This window comes from Acinetobacter sp. UBA3132 (assembly GCF_002364825.1).
In the GTDB taxonomy this organism is placed as follows: Bacteria; Pseudomonadota; Gammaproteobacteria; order Pseudomonadales; family Moraxellaceae; genus Acinetobacter; species Acinetobacter schindleri.
Genome location: NZ_DEZM01000112.1, coordinates 1 through 17,869, shown reverse-complemented (window position 1 = coordinate 17,869; position 17,869 = coordinate 1). Strand labels below are relative to the sequence as shown.

14 protein-coding genes and 2 pseudogenes are annotated in these 17,869 nt (G+C 42.4%); 14 read left to right on the top strand and 2 right to left on the bottom strand.

What is annotated here, in order from left to right; all coding sequences use genetic code 11:
* Positions 1 to 163 precede the first annotated feature (163 nt).
* From B4033_RS05635 to B4033_RS05610, 6 genes are all read left to right on the top strand, one after another.
* The gene (locus B4033_RS05635) at positions 164 to 1,255 is read left to right on the top strand and encodes a BMP family ABC transporter substrate-binding protein (RefSeq protein WP_286832621.1); all 1,092 of its coding nucleotides are present in this window, start codon (positions 164 to 166) and stop codon (positions 1,253 to 1,255) included.
* Between the two features lie 105 nt (positions 1,256 to 1,360).
* Positions 1,361 to 2,965, top strand: coding sequence for an ABC transporter ATP-binding protein (locus B4033_RS05630; protein WP_376745286.1), 1,605 nt, complete (start codon positions 1,361 to 1,363; stop codon positions 2,963 to 2,965).
* Between the two features lie 41 nt (positions 2,966 to 3,006).
* Positions 3,007 to 4,104: an ABC transporter permease gene (locus tag B4033_RS05625; protein WP_286832619.1), complete on the top strand. Its 1,098-nt coding sequence runs from the start codon at positions 3,007 to 3,009 to the stop codon at positions 4,102 to 4,104.
* Between the two features lie 21 nt (positions 4,105 to 4,125).
* The gene (locus B4033_RS05620; RefSeq protein WP_004809345.1) at positions 4,126 to 5,046 is read left to right on the top strand and encodes an ABC transporter permease; all 921 of its coding nucleotides are present in this window, start codon (positions 4,126 to 4,128) and stop codon (positions 5,044 to 5,046) included.
* A 32-nt stretch (positions 5,047 to 5,078) separates the two neighbouring features.
* Complete coding sequence (locus B4033_RS05615) at positions 5,079 to 6,464, top strand: amidohydrolase family protein (RefSeq protein WP_286832617.1); 1,386 nt, start codon at positions 5,079 to 5,081, stop codon at positions 6,462 to 6,464.
* A gap of 119 nt (positions 6,465 to 6,583) precedes the next feature.
* Positions 6,584 to 7,267, top strand: coding sequence for a metallophosphoesterase (locus tag B4033_RS05610; RefSeq protein WP_286832615.1), 684 nt, complete (start codon positions 6,584 to 6,586; stop codon positions 7,265 to 7,267).
* A 79-nt stretch (positions 7,268 to 7,346) separates the two neighbouring features.
* On the opposite strand, the gene cynS is transcribed toward B4033_RS05610, so the two are convergent.
* Positions 7,347 to 7,796, bottom strand: a complete 450-nt coding sequence (gene cynS / locus B4033_RS05605) for a cyanase (protein WP_034592169.1) — start codon at positions 7,794 to 7,796, stop codon at positions 7,347 to 7,349.
* A gap of 284 nt (positions 7,797 to 8,080) precedes the next feature.
* Between cynS and B4033_RS05600 the strand changes: the two genes are divergently transcribed.
* From B4033_RS05600 to B4033_RS05590, 3 genes are all read left to right on the top strand, one after another.
* A complete protein-coding gene (locus tag B4033_RS05600; RefSeq protein ID WP_008303564.1) occupies positions 8,081 to 8,890 on the top strand; it encodes a formate/nitrite transporter family protein in 810 nt (269 codons plus the stop codon).
* 51 nt (positions 8,891 to 8,941) lie between these two features.
* A complete protein-coding gene (locus tag B4033_RS05595) occupies positions 8,942 to 10,666 on the top strand; it encodes a bifunctional protein-serine/threonine kinase/phosphatase (RefSeq protein ID WP_286832608.1) in 1,725 nt (574 codons plus the stop codon).
* 187 nt (positions 10,667 to 10,853) lie between these two features.
* Positions 10,854 to 12,179 (top strand): PQQ-dependent sugar dehydrogenase, encoded by a 1,326-nt coding sequence (locus tag B4033_RS05590; RefSeq protein WP_286832606.1) that lies wholly within the window; start codon positions 10,854 to 10,856, stop codon positions 12,177 to 12,179.
* A gap of 501 nt (positions 12,180 to 12,680) precedes the next feature.
* Here B4033_RS05590 and B4033_RS05585 read toward each other — a convergent pair.
* Complete coding sequence (locus B4033_RS05585; protein WP_286832605.1) at positions 12,681 to 13,379, bottom strand: DUF1826 domain-containing protein; 699 nt, start codon at positions 13,377 to 13,379, stop codon at positions 12,681 to 12,683.
* Between the two features lie 101 nt (positions 13,380 to 13,480).
* Between B4033_RS05585 and B4033_RS05580 the strand changes: the two are divergent.
* From B4033_RS05580 to B4033_RS05560, 5 genes and pseudogenes are all read left to right on the top strand, one after another.
* A pseudogene (locus B4033_RS05580) lies at positions 13,481 to 13,877 on the top strand (flavin reductase); the annotation flags it as partial.
* A 420-nt stretch (positions 13,878 to 14,297) separates the two neighbouring features.
* Positions 14,298 to 14,969: a DUF1345 domain-containing protein gene (locus B4033_RS05575; RefSeq protein WP_286832603.1), complete on the top strand. Its 672-nt coding sequence runs from the start codon at positions 14,298 to 14,300 to the stop codon at positions 14,967 to 14,969.
* A 235-nt stretch (positions 14,970 to 15,204) separates the two neighbouring features.
* Positions 15,205 to 15,906 (top strand): VIT1/CCC1 transporter family protein, encoded by a 702-nt coding sequence (locus B4033_RS05570; protein ID WP_004809323.1) that lies wholly within the window; start codon positions 15,205 to 15,207, stop codon positions 15,904 to 15,906.
* Positions 15,907 to 16,094: 188 nt separating this feature from the next.
* The gene (locus tag B4033_RS05565) at positions 16,095 to 17,771 is read left to right on the top strand and encodes a phosphoethanolamine transferase (RefSeq protein WP_286832601.1); all 1,677 of its coding nucleotides are present in this window, start codon (positions 16,095 to 16,097) and stop codon (positions 17,769 to 17,771) included.
* 1 nt (position 17,772) lies between these two features.
* Positions 17,773 to 17,869, top strand: a pseudogene (locus B4033_RS05560) (DNA-binding response regulator); the annotation flags it as partial.

Sequence of the window (17,869 nt, the reverse complement as noted above, 5' to 3'; positions counted from 1 at the left end):
TATTAAAAAATTACTTTTATTTTAAAAGAAATAAATTAAATAAATTATTTTTTAATCAAGTTGGAATAGTTATTGCTAATTATAAAAAGAACCGATTTTACTCATCTGAGTAAAGTTATTGATTAGTGTGCATGGGGCACAAGTACAAAAAGAGCGGAAGAGAATGAAAGAAAAAAAGACCTTTAAAACCGGATTCAAAACACTGATGGGGATGCTGTGTGCGGGTGGCCTGATGGCGGCATCAATGACTCAAGCACAGGATAAAGCAGCATTTGTATATATTGGCCCAACCAGTGACCATGGCTGGACCTATTCACATGATCAGGGCCGGATCAAGACTGAAAAGGCGCTGGCCGGCAAATATAAAACCTCCTATATCGAAAATGTTCCAGAAACTGCCGACGCAGAGCGTGTTATCCGTAACCTGGCGCAGCAGGGGAATAAAGTCGTTTTTGCCACCTCATTTGGCTATATGAATGCCATGGAGAAAGTCTCCAAGCAGTTCCCGAATACGGTATTTATGCACGCCACTGGTTATAAGCAGGGCAAAAACCTGGGCGTATATGACGTTCGTACCTATGAGGGTGCCTATATGCTCGGTGTAGTTGCTGGACAGAAAACCAAAAACAATGTTTTAGGTGTCGTGGCATCATTCCCGATTCCTGAAGTGGTGCGCAACATCAATGCTTATACTCTGGGTGCACAAAGCGTGAATCCAAAAGTGAAAACCAAAGTGATCTGGGTCAATTCATGGTTTAACCCGGGCAAGGAACGGGATGCTGCATTGGCATTGATTGCTCAAGGTGCCGATGTGTTGATGCAAAATACTGATTCTCCGGCAGTCGTTCAGGCAGCTGAACAGAAAGGGGTCTATGCCTTTGGCTGGGACTCGGATATGAGCAAATTCGGTCCTAAAGCCCATCTGGCGGCTTCTGTACTCCATTGGGAAAAAATCTACACCCCAGTGATGACTCAGGTCAGCAATAAAACATGGAAGCCAAGTGCACTGTGGTATGGGGTAAAACAGAAAGCAGTCGATATTGAGAGCTTCGGACCAATGGTAACCGCAGGTGAGAAAAAGAAAGCACTTGCTGTTCGAGATGCGATCCTGAAAGGTACCTTGCACCCATTTACTGGCCCGCTCTATAAACAGGATGGTTCAATGGTCATTGCTAAAGGTAAAACACTGGATGATGCCACCCTGAGCAAAATGAACTACTACGTAAAAGGTGTAGAAGGTTCACTTCCGAAATAAAAAACAAAATAACAGCCATCACATCATTCTAAACACAGGCTCATGATTCATCTGGCCTTTAGCAAAAGGCAGATGAATCAACCAGCCGCATAAATCAGGGCACTTATGATGAATCCAACACATGATCTGTCTACACCTATGCCCAAGATGAATACAGGTTCAGGCAAGGATATTCCGCGACTGGAGCTAGTCAATATCTGTAAAAGCTACAACTCACTCAAGGCAAATGACCAGATTCATTTGACTGTATACCCTGGACAGATCCACGCCATCTTGGGTGAAAATGGTGCTGGGAAAAGCACCCTGATGAAAATTATTTATGGTGCAGTCAAAGCCAATCAGGGACAAATTCTGTGGAATGGTAAAGAAGTCCGAATAGACAGTCCATCAATGGCAAGAAAACTCGGGATCGGTATGGTCTATCAGCATTTTTCCCTGTTTGAGACCCTGACTGTTGCTGAAAATATTTTATTGGGACTGGATGAAAAAGTAGATTTACCGAACCTGAGCAAGAAAATTATTGCCGTTTCTGAACAGTATGGTTTACCTGTCGATCCTCGAAGGGAAGTTCATTCCTTATCGGTAGGTGAGCGGCAGCGTGTAGAAATTATTCGTTGCCTGTTACAACATCCAGCGCTGATTATTCTGGATGAGCCGACTTCAGTTTTGACACCCCAAGCGGTACGGCAGTTATTTAAAACTCTGCGCATGCTGGCATCTCAGGGAGTTTCTATTTTATATATCAGTCATAAGCTGCATGAAATTAAAGAACTCTGTGATGAAGCCACGATTTTGCGTAATGGAAAAGTCACCGGAAACGTCGATCCACGAGAAAAATCGACCAGTGATTTGGCCCGCCTGATGATTGGCCGTGATTTACCCACTTATATACGTGCAGAATATCAGGGCATACCAGAAACCTGTTTTCAGGTTGAAAATCTTGGCTATCAGTCTGATGATCCTTTTGGTGTGTCCTTACAAAATATCAATCTTAGCGTTCAGGCAGGTGAAATTGTCGGTATTGCCGGTATTTCCGGAAATGGACAGGCTGAACTGCTGTCTTTACTGTCCGGCGAAGCGCTGACCAAAACCGGCAGGCTTTATCTGGAACAACAGGAGATTACTGCATTAACTGCTGGCCAGCGGCGTAATGTGGGACTTGGGTTTGTACCGGAAGAACGTTTAGGTCGTGGTGCCGTCCCCAATATGACATTGGCTCAAAATGCGCTATTGACTGCCTATCGTCAGAAATTTACCCGTTGGGGCTTGATTAAATTCTCATACATCCAGACTTTTGCTGAAAAAATTATCAAAAAATTTGGGGTTAAGGCCAGTGGTGCGAACGCAGAAGCCCGTTCTTTATCGGGTGGGAATTTGCAGAAATTTATTGTCGGCCGTGAAATTCTGCAGAATCCAAAATTCCTGATTGTCGCTCAGCCCACATGGGGCGTAGATGTAGGCGCTTCCATGTTTATCCGCCAGACGCTGATCGATCTGTCACGTCAAGGGGTCGGTATTCTGGTGATTTCCGAAGAACTGGAAGAACTGTTTGAGATGAGCGATCGCATTTGTGTACTCGCCAATGGCGAGTTGTCGAATCCAGTTCCAACCCAACAAACCAATGCAGAAAGTATTGGCTTACTCATGTCTGGCATTCAACGCCATGAAGCGACCTCGACCACGGCAGAGGAGCAACACGCGCATGCTTAAGACTTTATTAAAACAACAAATGATCTGGGGAGGATGAGCACATGCATTTACTCGAACCACGTGAACATCCGTCACAACTGATGAAATGGCTGTCACCAGTCATTGCCTTGGCAGCCATGCTGGTCGTTGGCAGTATTTTATTTTTAATGCTGGGGATTAGTCCTGCACAGGCCATGTATGTGTTTTTTGTTGAACCGCTGATAACCTCTTATGGCTGGAGCGAGTTGGCCGTTAAAGCAGGTCCTTTGATTCTGATTGCTCTCGGTTTAGCTGTTGGGTTTCGTGCCAAACTGTTCAATATCGGTGCCGAAGGTCAGCTGATCATGGGTGCCATTTTTGGCGGTGGTATCGCACTGCTGTTCCATGAACAGGCAGGTTGGTGGATTTTACCTCTTATGATTTTTATGGGTGCAATTGGCGGTGCCTTATGGGGCGCAATTCCTGCATTACTGAAAACTCATTTTAATGCCGAAGAAACCCTGACCACCTTGATGATGAACTATGTCGCACTGTTTGTATTGCTCTATCTGGTCAATGGTCCTTGGCGTGATTCAGCGGGTATGAATTTTCCGCAAACTGTCATGTTTAGTGAAAGTGCAACCTTACCAATGATTCTGGAAGGAACACGGGTTAATGCTTCAATCTTTATCATCGCTGTGGCTGTGCTTCTGTTCTGGCTCTTTATGCGTAAAAGTATGACTGCTTTTAAACTGGAAGTCAGCGGACAGGCACCTTTAGCTGCTAAATATGCTGGTTTCTCATCTTCCAAAGCGATCTGGCTGAGTCTGGTGATTTCCGGAATGATGGCGGGGATTGCCGGGATATGTGAAGTAGCAGGCCCAATCGGTCAGCTGAATCCGAGCCTGTCACCAGGTTATGGCTATGCTGCAATTATTGTTGCTTATCTGGGTCGTCTGAATCCGATTGGTATCGTACTTTCCGGATCGTTAATGGCATTGATTTATCTCGGTGGGGAAATGGCACAAATGCAATTACAGCTTCCGGTCGCAATTACCGGGATATTCCAAGGCTTGCTGCTGTTTTTCCTGTTGGGATCGGATGCCTTGATTGAAAACCGTTACCGCTTTGCCAAAAAACGTGTAGTGCCTGCAGCTGAACCTGCTTCGGCAAATGCTTAACAAGATCGGAGGAAGAACAATATGGCTATAGAAATGACCGCAATTCTAGCCGGCACAATCGCCGCAGCAACGCCTCTAATCTTTGCCGGTTTAGGTGAGTTAGTGTCACAACGCACTGGGGTAATTAATTTAGGCGTAGAAGGCATGATGCTGGTCGGTGCCATTGCCGGTTTTGCCTTTGCTGCCCAATATGAAGCCAGTGTATTTAGTGCCTTACTGATCGGTGGGCTGGCAGGTATGCTGATGGCATTGATCTTTGCTTTCTTCACCTTATCACTTAGTACTAATCAGTCGGCCTGTGGTTTGGCTTTAACTATTTTTGGGCTAGGTATTTCTGCATTTTTAGGTCAGAACTATGTCAGCATGGCTTTACCGGGTTTAAGTAGCTGGAATATACCTGTACTGGCAGATATTCCCTTCATTGGTCCAATCCTGTTTCAGCAAAACTATGTGGTCTATCTGTCCATACTGGCATTTTTTGCTGTGTGGTTTGTATTGGCAAAAACCCGTCTGGGCTTGCTGTTAAAAGCAGTAGGAGAATCACCTGAAAGTGCACATGCCATGGGTTACCACGTACTGGCTATTCGCTACGGCGCCGTCCTGTTTGGCGGCTTGATGGCAGGTATTGGGGGAGCATTCTTATCTACTGTATATACCCCAATGTGGATTGAAAATATGGTCGCAGGTCGGGGCTGGATTGCAATTGCATTAGTAGTCTTTGCTGTCTGGAAACCATCCCGACTGATGCTGGGTGCTTACCTGTTCGGTGGTGTGACCATCCTGCAGTTTCATGCGCAGGCATTGGGGATCAAAGTACCTAATGAATTTTTAGCAGCTCTGCCTTATCTGGCGACGATTGTAGTACTAGTCGTGATTTCCCGAGACAAGAAACTTTTGAAGATGAATCTGCCAGCGTCATTAGGCAAAACGTTTGTGCCTTAAACCTATCAATTAAAAAGATGATATAGAACAAAATGAAAATATTAGCAGCAGCCTATGTGCTGACCATGAATAGTCAAAATGAATGCATCAAAAATGGGGCGATATTGATTGAGGGAGACCGAATCAAGGCCATAGGAACCAAGCCCGAACTTATCCAAAAGTATCCCAATGTCATCGTACGTGATTATCCTGAAGCCCTATTAATGCCAGGCTTAATCAATACGCACTGTCATTCCGGACTATTAAGAGGCACTGCTGAAGGACTGCCAGTATGGGATTGGCTGGAACAGTTTATTGATCCCATGCATCGTGTGCTTCAACCTGAAGATGCCAAGGCTGCCTCGTACTTGTGTTATGCAGAAGCGTTATTATCCGGTACCACGACCATTGTCGATATGTGGCGTTACATGGATGGTAGTGCAGAAGCCGCACAACAGCTCGGTATCCGTGCTATCTTGGTACCTTATGTCGCCGAGCACCCTGACCATGACTATTTTGAAACCTTAAAAACGAATGAAGCCCTGATTAATCGTTGGCATCAGCAAAGTCATGGCCAAATTCAGGTCTGGGTGGGCTTAGAACATCTGTTTTATGCTGAACCTCATGCACTCAAACGTATTCAAAGCTTATGCCAGGATTATCAGACCGGTTTTCACACCCATAGCAATGAAAGCCAGTTTGATGTCCAGGAAAACTTGCGCCGTCATGGTGTACGTCCAATCCAGACACTGGAACAGCTGGGTCTTTTAGATATGCCACATACCTTACTTGCACATTGTGTGTGGGCAGATTCTAATGAAATTCGAATTTTGAAAGAACACAATGTTGGAGTTGCCCATAATCCAGTTTCAAACATGAAACTGGCCTCAGGTGCTGCGCCTGTACTGGATATGCTCAAACAGGGGATTGCTGTCGGTTTAGGCACAGATGGAGAAAAAGAAAATAACAATCTGGATATGTTTGAGGAAATGAAGACGGCTTCTTTATTGGCCAAGTTTTCTTCTTTGGATGCAGCAGCCCTAGATGCGTGGTCTGTTTGCCAGATGGCCACCTGCTTAGGTGCAAAGGCATTGGGCATGCAGGATCAGATTGGTAGCCTGCAAGTGGGGAAACTAGCTGACATTATTGCTGTAGATATCGCTACCCCACGTATGACGCCGTTGGTGGATGAAGGCCGGTTATTTAATTTATATACTAATCTTGTACATGCTGTTCAGGGACAGGATGTCATCATGACCATGGTTGGCGGTAAAATTGTCACTGAAGGTGGGCAATTGCTGAATGCAGATCTACAAAGTTTAATCGATGAAGTCAATCGGGTTACACCTTTACTATTCAAACGGCGTGATGCATGGATGGCACACAAAGTTAAAGCCATCAATGAATTAAATCGAAATTCAGCTAAGGAAACTGAATAAATACGATCTTAGCAATGAGGTATATTGCAGGCTGTATAAACCAGTAACCCAAATTTAAACCTGTATGCCTATCCTGGTCGCATTGTCCTATTTTAGTGATTTCAAAGATTCCACATATCATGACGACGCTAAGCAGAAATATTCGAGGAGCAGATTATGCTGCCATTTATGTGGTCGGAGATCTGCATGGTTGCTATCGCCTTCTGATGCAAGAATTGGAAAAAATCCGGTTTAATTTTGAGCAAGACTTGCTGATATGTACCGGTGATCTGGTGGATCGAGGCAGTGAAAATCTGGAATGTATTTCTTTATTAGATCAGCCATGGTTCTTGAGCGTCCGCGGCAATCACGAAGAAATGTGCATCAAAGGGCGTGATGATGTATGGATTCAGGATATGCATGCACGAAATGGTGGCGAATGGTTCTATCTGTTGTCCACCGAAAAACAGGATAAACTCAGCGAAATCTTATCTAAGCTTCCATTGGTCATTGAAATTCAACTTGAAGATAAAAAGATTGGCATTTTGCATGCGGATATTGATATCCATGACTGGAATCAGTTTAAGACAAACATTGCCAAAGGCGAACGAAAAATACCGGGTTTAACTTCAGCTTATACCAATGCGTTATGGGGAAGAGGCCGTATCCGGCATCATTCCAAGCACTATGGAACCGTTAAAAACATTGATGAGATCTATTTAGGGCATACCATTGTGAAAAGGCATACCCAGATTGATAACTGTCACTATATCGATGTCGGTTCCTCTTATACGCAGCAGCTGTGTATCGTCAAAATTAAATGAGGATAAGGGCGGTGGTATAAAAGATCTCCTTACGAAGAAATAAAAAGCCATCAATATGATGGCTTGATCAAACGGTTAATTAATAGGTTTTATAAGGTAAAAACTTGCCAGACAATACGACATTTACCCGGTCACCGTTTGGATTTTCCTCACGCTGAATATCCATGCTGAAGTCAATTGCGCTCATAATGCCATCACCAAATTCTTCATGGATCAGCTCTTTAATAGTCGAACCATATACATTTACAACTTCATACCAGCGGTAAATTAAAGGATCAGTAGGAACACTGGTTGGCAAAGAGCCTTTGTAAGGTACAATTTGCAGCCATGCCACTGCCTCATCACTAAGCTCAAAAATCTGACCAACTTTCTCTGCCTGCTGTTTATTAAATGCCATTTGTCCCAGGCAGGCAGCCGTTACCCATTCTTTAGAAAGACCAATTTCCTTGGCGACATCTGCCCATTTAATTGATTTTAAAACTTTCGCTGAAATGATCATGTCAGTTACTTGTTGACGATGGGTAATCATAAAAATCTCCAGATTATTTTTGAAATACATTTATATGAATTTTCATTAATGCAGTTCTCATGCCAACTAGAGGACCAAATTAGTTTTAAATAGAGTGTAAAAAATTGAATGATTTTTAAATAATTTATGGCACAGCTTTTGCTTCATTTATAACAAGCATGGCAATGGCGCCATAACAAAATTACCTGTTCTGATATTTAAGGCAATGACGCCTAAGGTTTCAAAGACCTTAGGCGTCTTTTTGTTTAAAAACAGGTCCAGATATTAAAAATGAGGACGATGACATGGCATATCTTGCTCCTGCAGAGTTTGCAAAAAAAGTGGTAGATGCGGGTGAATCCAAATTACATATGGCAACCCGTGATGTATTGATTCGTGCCTTTATGGCAGGTGCGATTTTGGCACTGGCAGCGGTATTTGCCATTACCATAGCCGTGCAAACAGGATCACCACTGATTGGTGCGCTCCTGTTTCCAGTTGGTTTTTGTATGTTGTATTTATTAGGCTATGACCTGTTAACTGGGGTATTTGTACTTACGCCGTTGGCATGGCTAGATAAACGCCCAGGGGTGACATGGGGACGTATTCTAAAAAACTGGGGCTTGGTGTTTGTAGGGAACTTTACAGGTTGTTTAGTCGTCGCGGTGCTCATGGCAGCGGTTTATACCATGGGTTTTGCAGCAGATCCAAACCCAGTCGGTGTGAAAATTGCGCATATTGGCGAGGAGCGGACATTAGGTTATGCCGAATACGGATTCGCTGGCTGGATGACTATTTTTATCCGTGGCATGCTGTGTAACTGGATGGTGTCATTAGGTGTCATTGGCGCGATGATGTCTACTACCGTTAGTGGCAAATTTATTGCCATGTGGATGCCAATTATGCTGTTCTTTGCCATGGGCTTTGAGCACTCTGTCGTGAACATGTTCCTGTTCCCATTTGCCATGATGATGGGCGGTGACTTCTCGATTGCTGACTACTTCCTATGGAATGAACTGCCAGTTGCTTTAGGTAATCTGGTGGGTGGTTTGGCATTAACAGGTCTGGCACTTTATACAACCCATGTCCGTACTGGTGTTAAAAAAGAATTTTAATATTCACCATTTTATAAAGGGATCGTATAGATCCCTTTTTGAGCTTTCAGCATGAAAAAAACATTAAAAGTCAGTATTGGGCAATATTCTACTGCCGGAATTAAACAACAGAACCAGGATTTCCATGGAGTATATCTGCCCGAAGGACATGTGCTGAAACAGAAAGGGATTGCCTGTGTTATAGCGGATGGAATCGGTAGCAGTAATGTCAGTCATCTTGCAGCAGAAACCGCCGTTGGCAGTTTTTTATCTGATTATTATTCTACCTCAGATGCCTGGAGTACACAGACTTCAGCAGAACGGGTGATCCGCGCGACCAATTCATGGCTTTATGCACAGACTCAACAAAGTCAAGGACGTTTTGATAAAGACCGAGGTTATGTCTGTACCTTATCTGCACTGATTTTAAAACAGCAACAAGCCCATATTTTTCATGTTGGTGATAGTCGTATTTACCGCATTCGCGATCATGAAATTGAATTACTAACCCATGATCATCGTGTCTGGTTATCTTCCAGAGAGCATTATCTTAGTCGAGCCTTAGGTGCGGATTATCGTATTGAAATTGATTACCGAAATATTGAGCTCAAAGAAAAAGATATTTTTTTACTGATGACCGATGGGGTCTATGAATTTGTCACAGATCAACAATTGTTAGATTTAACTTTAATAGATGGGGATTTAAATCAACTTGCCAAAGCATTAGTTGAAAAAGCCTTAGAACAGGGCAGTGATGATAACTTAAGTCTCCAGGTGATCCGTGTAGAACAGTTACCTGAACTGAATCAGTTTCATATTCAGCAGAATTATGTATTTCCACAACAGCTCAGTAAAGGTGAAGTTTTTGAAGGCTATGTGATTGATAAAATTTTGCACCAAAATCATCGCAGTTGCCTGTATTTGGCACACGATACTCAACAGCAGCCTTTGGTCATAAAAACTTTGGGGGTAGATTTACAGCAAGATAAGAATGCCGTAGAGCAGTTTCAACTCGAAGATTGGGTATCAAAACGTCTGAAGCATGACAACCTGATGCAGTGTTATCCACATAACACTGAGAAAAAATATTTATTCCAATGTTATGAATATTTGCAGGGTGAAACCTTGGCTCAATGGCTGCATCGCCAGGAAAAGCCTTTAAAGCTCGATGATATTTTACCAATTTTGCAACAAACGGCTTTGGCTTTAAATGCAATGCATCGGCTGGAGATGCTGCATCAGGATATACGGCCAAAAAACATCATGGTTTTAAATACAGAAAGTGCCATGAAAATTAAACTGATTGATTATGGTTCAACAGCAGTAAGAGGTCTAGTCGAAATTAATCCTAAAAATGCGAATCGACCCCTCGGAACCTTGGCATTTATGGCACCGGAGTATTTTATTGATCATTCGCCATCTGTACATTCAGACCAATTTTCTTTGGCGGTAATGGCCTATTATTTACTGACCAAACAATTACCTTATGGGACAGATTTAGCTCGCTGTAACAGTTTAAAGCAGCTTAAAAAAGTTCAATATCATTCCATCAGGAAATATCGGCCTGATTTACCTATATGGTTAGATAAAATTTTAGGCCAAGCGCTGAGTATTGAACCGACACATCGTTTTGAGGCTTTGTCTGAACTCATTCATAATCTAACGCATCCTTCCAAAGAATTATTAAACTCTAAACCACCAGCAATCATTGAACGTGATCCTTTACGTTTTTGGCAAATGAGTTGCGCCGTATTAGGGCTATTATTTTTACTGAGTATTGCATGGCCATTTATTTGAAAAGACAGGATCAAACCATGCTTAAAATTAGAGGGATATAGATAAGTTTTTATTCAAACTAGACCATAAGGTTAAATGTCAAAAGCACAGCAATCAATCAACAACCAGATAAAACAAGAACCCTATAGTTGTCATTTGAACAGACTTCTAAGATAAGCAGATAACAACAAAAAAGCAGGGAACCAAAATGTCTGCTCAAATTTTATCGTCTATCCTGAGTACTGCCATGATATTGGCATTCGCTGGATGTACATCATCATCCAAGTCTCCGATTACAGACAGTTATGGTTCTCAACCTGAGCTGCCTGAACCCAAATCCAGTTTGTTCCCTGTCGTTAATATCGCACCAGCCAAAGGTTGGCCGGTAAATACCATGCCTACACCGGCTGCGGGATTAAAAGTGCAGGCATTTGCCAAAGGTCTTCAGCATCCACGTTGGCTCTATGTTCTGCCGAATGGAGATGTATTGGTGGCGGAAACCGATGCGCCGCCCAAGCCTGAAGATAGTCAGGGGATTAAGGGTAAAATCATGAAAGTGGTCATGAAAAGGGCGGGATCTTCTCATCCAAGTCCTAATCGTATTAGTCTACTTCGTGATAATAACCATGACGGCGTTGCTGATCAGAAAACAGTATTTTTGCAGAATTTAAACTCACCATTTGGCATGACCCTAGTTGGAAATACACTATATGTAGCGAATACAGATGCTTTAGTAGGTTTTCCTTATCAGCCAGGTATCACTCAAATCAAAGAAAGTGGTCGCAAAGTATTGGCTTTACCGGCAGGTCCCTTAAACCATCATTGGACCAAAAACGTGATTGCCAATCCTGAAGGAACCAAACTCTACATTACAGTTGGCTCCAACAGCAATGTAGCTGAAAATGGCCTAGACCAAGAAAAAGGACGAGCTCTGATCATGGAATTTGATATGGCCAGTTCTAAGGCACGGCCATTTGCAACTGGCTTACGTAATCCTAATGGTATGGATTGGCAGCCTCAAAGTGGAGCATTATGGACGGTAGTCAATGAGCGGGATGAAATCGGGAATGATTTGGTACCTGACTATATGACCTCAGTGAAAGACGGCGCTTTTTATGGCTGGCCTTATAGTTATTATGGTCAACATGTAGATACACGGGTAAAACCACAAAATCCCGGACTGGTAGCACGGGCGATTAAACCGGATTATGCATTAGGCAACCACACGGCATCATTAGGTTTGAGTTTTTATAAAGCTGAGTTAATGCCTCAATATCGCGGCGGTGCACTAATTGGTCAGCATGGTTCTTGGAACAGGAAACCACATAGTGGCTATAAAGTAATTTTTGTACCATTTAGTAATGGTCAGCCTTCCGGTACCCCACAAGATGTCCTGACAGGCTTTTTAAGCAAAAATGGAGAGGCACTAGGAAGGCCAGTGGGTGTAACAGTAGATTTATCAGGCGCAATATTGGTTGCTGATGATGTAGGAGATACGATTTGGCGTGTGTCACCAGATGAACAGGTCCGTTAATCAGCAAGAAAAGGGATAGAAATATTGATGTTTATATTCAAAAACTTAAATACCAGTATGCTATAGTTTTACTTGGGAAAATATTCAGAAAAATAAAAGCCTTATAGTCTCTCCCAAAACTATAAGGCTTAGCGGCTGTAGTCTCTTCTTTTATCACTTACTATCCCGGTAAGTTCGCTGTCTTGGCGACTTTATTATCGTTATAATGCGATTATTATCAGCTTTCCTTGCTGACTCTTTATGTGAAATATAATGTCAAAAATTTTGACGATAGAAAATAGGGTAATTACTCTAATTTGTGTAAGCAATTTCCTACAAAAAATAACACTTTTATACAAAATAAAACATTATATGAAAATTCTTGTAAATATATTTACTTATAATGCACTTAAACCAATGTATTTTAATCTTTTTTATTAAAAAATAATTAATACGGTATATACCCTTTAGGTATCATTGCTTGACCCAATGACCATAATTGAGCTCTTCTAAGAAGCCAATTTAACAAATTAGTAGCAATCTATATTCTCCATCATTTTCAACAGGAGCTCTATGCACACAGGGTAAAACTTGCTGTGCTGGATGATCAACAGCGAGTCGCCAGAGATTTCCCGTGCCTAAATTAACAGGCTTTGCATCAGCTTTAGCCCGATAATGCAGATCGAAGAAATATTCTTCCAGGAACGTCTCAAACTCAGTTTCTGGTCCGTCATGTAACTGCTTGAGTTGCTCCCTGATTTCAGGAATCAAGATTTTTTGCTCAACCTGATCATTGGTCAAAATCTCACTTGCAGCACCATGATAGGTGCATAAAAATGTATCCGTTTCGATAGGGGAGCGATCCACATGGTAGGAATAGACATCGGTCGAAATAAAATCAAACTCATCATCCCGTTCGTAGCATTTCAGCAAATTCAGGCAAGGGGAAGCGCCATAGTCAGTCAATAGCTGCATATCTTTTAATATGATTTCTCTAGCCACATGACCCTGTTCAGAAAGCTGAAGCGCCAAAAGATCTTCAACAGAAACTTCAGTCATATTTCCTTTTAAATCAATTCTAGCAACGATTTCTTTAAAAGCACCAGGCAAATTTCTAGACCAGCAGATGGCATTCGCCTCGCCCAGAAAATCCGAATATACGAGTTCAGAAAAAGTTGAAACCACTCGAACTTGAGGATTGCCAGAAAAGGTATTGGTCATTTCAGAATGAAGTCGCTATTTATAAATCGTGCTCAATAATACACTTTGATGTTTAGAAATGAATAATGATCGGCAACATAAACTAGAATCTTAATTTCCTTACCGCATCTGCCGTTTGTAGTGTGACGGATACACCGCCGACATTACTGGTTTGTATGAATCAATCTTCTCGCTCGCATGCACATTTTATGAGAAATAACGTGCTGGCAGTAAATGTACTGAGTACGCAGCATGAATACATCTCCAATACATTTGCCTCAAGCAAATTCAACTCTGAAGATCGCTTCAAACTCGGTGAGTGGAGCACACTTGAAACAGGTGCGCCGATTTTAGAAGATGCTTTGGTGAGCTTTGATTGCCAGATTGAAGACATTCAAAATGTCGGCACACAGTATTTTTTTATGTCGAGTCATCGCGATTAGACGCAGTCAGCAAGAGGAAAGCCTAGTGTACTTCAACCGCGCATATCATCAGGTTGGTCAACTAGAAACTGCGTAAATGTTCATTACTTTAATATTGAATTCTTTCAAAGTGTGTAGTCGAGACCAGAATCCTCAGCCTGGTTTATAAAAATTAGGCTAATCAAAGTTTAGTAATTTGATTTTTAGCTTTAATTTCTTCGGAAAATTTCAAAATTAACTTTGATGAACATCAATATTGGAATTACATATTTAACTGACGTCTACCTAAAGTCTGCTGCACACTTTTTTAGTTTTTTAGCTAAAAGGATTCAAGATTCAGTTTCATTAAGAATAGGAAATTAATTTTTTTAGTTTCTTTTACTACTAGATTTTAAAATATCTATTTTATCGTAATCTTGAATCAGTACGCCTGTATCTACTAAAAGCTCTTTTATCCTGTTGTTTTAATAAAATACCTTATACTGCTAAAGCCATCTCATGACATGCAGGACAGCTCATGCGTTTCCTCCAATCTATAAGAACAGCGCTTCAGTCCCGACTTTATTTCTTTATTATCTTTCCATCTATCCTGATTTGGTATTTTATTTTCTATTCAGCAACTCATTTAAGCTGGTCTACCTGCATTTTGATGAGCTGGAACATTACCATTTATGCCTACTTACTTTTTACTATCAAAAAGCTCTGGCCCATAGACCATCACCATATCCTACAACGTGCCATACAACAGGATGCCAGCAAATGGGTCATTCTGGTGCTTGTCATCATCACTTTAGTGATGTGTTTTATTGCCATAATTATTGAAATTCATCATTTACCTAAAGATGCTGCCATCAGAACCGGCCATTTAGGGCTATCCATCCTGACTATTATTTCGGCCTGGTTCCTGATGCACACCATTTTTGCAATTCATTATGCCCATGACTTTTATTTAGCCCTAGAAAAGCATAAACATGGCGGACTGGCTTTTCCAAGTACGCCAAATCCAACCTATCCCGATTTTCTGTATTTTAGCTATATTATTGGCACTTCTGCGCAAACGGCCGATGTATCAATTACCCGCCAACCCATGAGAGTACTCAATACTTTACATTTGCTTCTGGCCTATGGATTCAATACCACGATTTTGGCCATCGCTATTAATGTAACAGCAACCTTTATCAGTACTTGAACACACAGCATTTAATAATAAATAAACTGTAGTGCTAGGACTGTAACCTGTAAATTTCTCAGATGTTCAAATGAGTGCAATTGGAAAAATGCAATCCATGCAATAAAAATTGGTAAATCAGAGCGCTCACCCATTCATGAGCTGTTCTGAACAAGAGTTTATTAAATAAAGAGTTGTTTCTTCAGGCGAAATAAATATACGATCATGATGTTGAGAATAAAAAAGAGACTATACCGTGCGTCATTCTTATCATCTTGAAAAACATTATTTTGAACGGGCGGGTTGGTTGCGCGCAGCTGTACTCGGGGCAAATGACGGAATTATTTCTGTCACCAGTCTGGTGGTGGGAATGGCAGCCAGTGGCGCGTCTACACATACCTTGTTGGTGACTTGTGTAGCCGGATTAATTTCCGGAGCTGCGTCAATGGCTGCTGGAGAATACATCTCGGTCAAATCCCAGCAGGATATTGAAAAGAATGATCTGAATATGGAGGCACGTGAGCTTAAACGTCATCCAGAACATGAACTGAAAGAACTGGAAAATATTTATATCCAGCGTGGCTTAACCCCTGAGGTGGCCCAGCAAGTTGCCTTGCAGCTCACCGCACACAATGCTTTAGATGCACATGCCCGCGATGAAATTGGTATATCAGAAAACACTTCGGCTCAACCTTTTCGGGCTGCATTTTCGTCCGCTATCGCTTTTACTATAGGCTCACTATTTCCTCTACTTTCTATTTTGCTCTTGCCTGAACAGTACCTGGATAAAGGCGTGATGCTGATCGGTGTGCTTAGCCTCGGGATTATGGGCGCACTGGCAAGTTATACAGGAGGGGTGAGCATCTGGAAAGGTTCGGCTCGAGTCATGCTTTGGGGGGTGATTGCCATGCTATTTAGCTCCTGGATCGGCTCATTATTTAATGTGGCTGTAGCTTAAATGTACTCAGGATGTGCTTTTCAAATTCGCTCTAGTCAGAGAATCACATCCTTTTTAAAACAATAAGTCTAAACAGGGTTGGAACAGTAGCATTGAAAATTTTATGAAGTTCGCGAAAAAAGTATTTTAAGTCATTTTTAAGCTTCAGATTTTAGGCTAAAGCATCTTAAAGTCTTTGAACTAAAAAAATGCTTAAGCTGCCTTCTTTTCTCGGTCTACGCCAGATCAAACCCATCAGCCTTGCACGCTTCAACCTGTTACTTGCCATTTGGCTGGGGCTGGTCTTAAACTTTGCTTTTTATCAGAAAATCCATCAACTGACGCCCTATACCAACCTCAAGGCAGGCGCATTATTGGCGGCTACAGTCCTGGTGATTATCGGCTTGTACAATCTGGTCTTGCAGTGGCTGAACTGGAAATGGAATGCCAAGATACTGGCCAGCGTGCTGATCATTCTGGGCGGTTTTAGTGCTTATTTTGTCAATAGTCTGGGGGTGGTAATTACACCGGACCAGATCCAGAATATGCTGCAGACCGATGCCCGTGAAGTCCGTGATCTCTGGTCAGTACGACTGTTGATCTGGACGCTGGTCTTTGTGGTTTTGCCGCTGTGTATCGTCTGGACGCTAAAAATTCAGCCTGCATCTTTTGGGCGTCAATTGTGGCATAAAAGCCTGAGCAGTCTGCTTTCGGCCGTATTGATCCTAGGACTGTTATTCTGTTTTTATGTCGATTATGCAGCCATCTTCCGCGAGCATCGTGATCTGAAGGGCATGATTTCTCCGCAAAATAGCATTGCGTCCACCGTATCCTATTATAAAAAGAAAGTACCTAAAGCCAATTTGCCTTTGATTCCTTATGGTGAAGATGCCCATCTGCTACAGCAGGCTCAAATACAGAAGCAACCTAAATTGATGGTGCTAGTGGTCGGGGAGACTGCACGTGCCGAGAGTTTTGCTTTAAATGGCTATGCGCGTAATACCAATCCTGAATTGGGCAAGTTAGCGGTGATTAATTTTAGTCAGGTCAGTTCCTGTGGTACAGCAACTGCCGTTTCAGTTCCGTGTATGTTTTCAGGCATGTCCCGTCAGAATTATGACGAACAGTTAGCCAGCCACCGTGAAGGTTTACTGGATATCGCTCAGCGTGCCGGTTATCAGGTGACCTGGATCGACAATAATTCTGGCTGTAAAGGCGCCTGTGACCGGGTGCAGCAATACCAGATTCCTGCACCACTGAAACAGAAGTGGTGTGATGCTGCTGGGGAATGTTTTGATGAAATTCTGGTGGATAGCCTGAAAGATTATCTGGTGCATCTGGACAAAGCGAATCCGAAACCACAATTAATCGTGCTGCATCAGATGGGCAGTCATGGCCCCGCATATTTCAAGCGTTCAAAAGCGCCGTATCAGCCATTCCAGCCCACCTGTAACAGCAATGCCATTCAGGGCTGTAGCGCTGAAGAGCTAAAGAACAGCTATGATAATTCGATTGTCTATACAGATCATGTGCTCGCTCAAATTGTCGAGACTCTAAAACAGCAAAGCCAGTATCAGACCGGTTTCTGGTACCTGTCTGATCATGGAGAATCCACCGGAGAGCATGGTTTATATCTGCATGGCGCACCTTATAGTATGGCGCCGACCCAGCAAACCCATGTTCCGATGCTGATGTGGTTCTCGCAGGACTGGACGCAGCAGAATGCCCGGCAAGTGAGCTGTCTCAAAGCACAGACCAAACAGGCACGCAGTCAGGATCATCTTTTCCCAAGCTTATTAAGCCTGCTGGATATAAAAACGCAAGTGACTGAAGCTAAAAATGATATGCTTGCACAATGCTCATCATCATTAAAGAACAGAGCTTGAAATGCATAAAATACTGATTATTGAAGACGACTTTATGATTGCCGAGTCGACTGAAACCTTGCTCAAGCTGCATCAATTTGATGTGCACTGGGTCAATA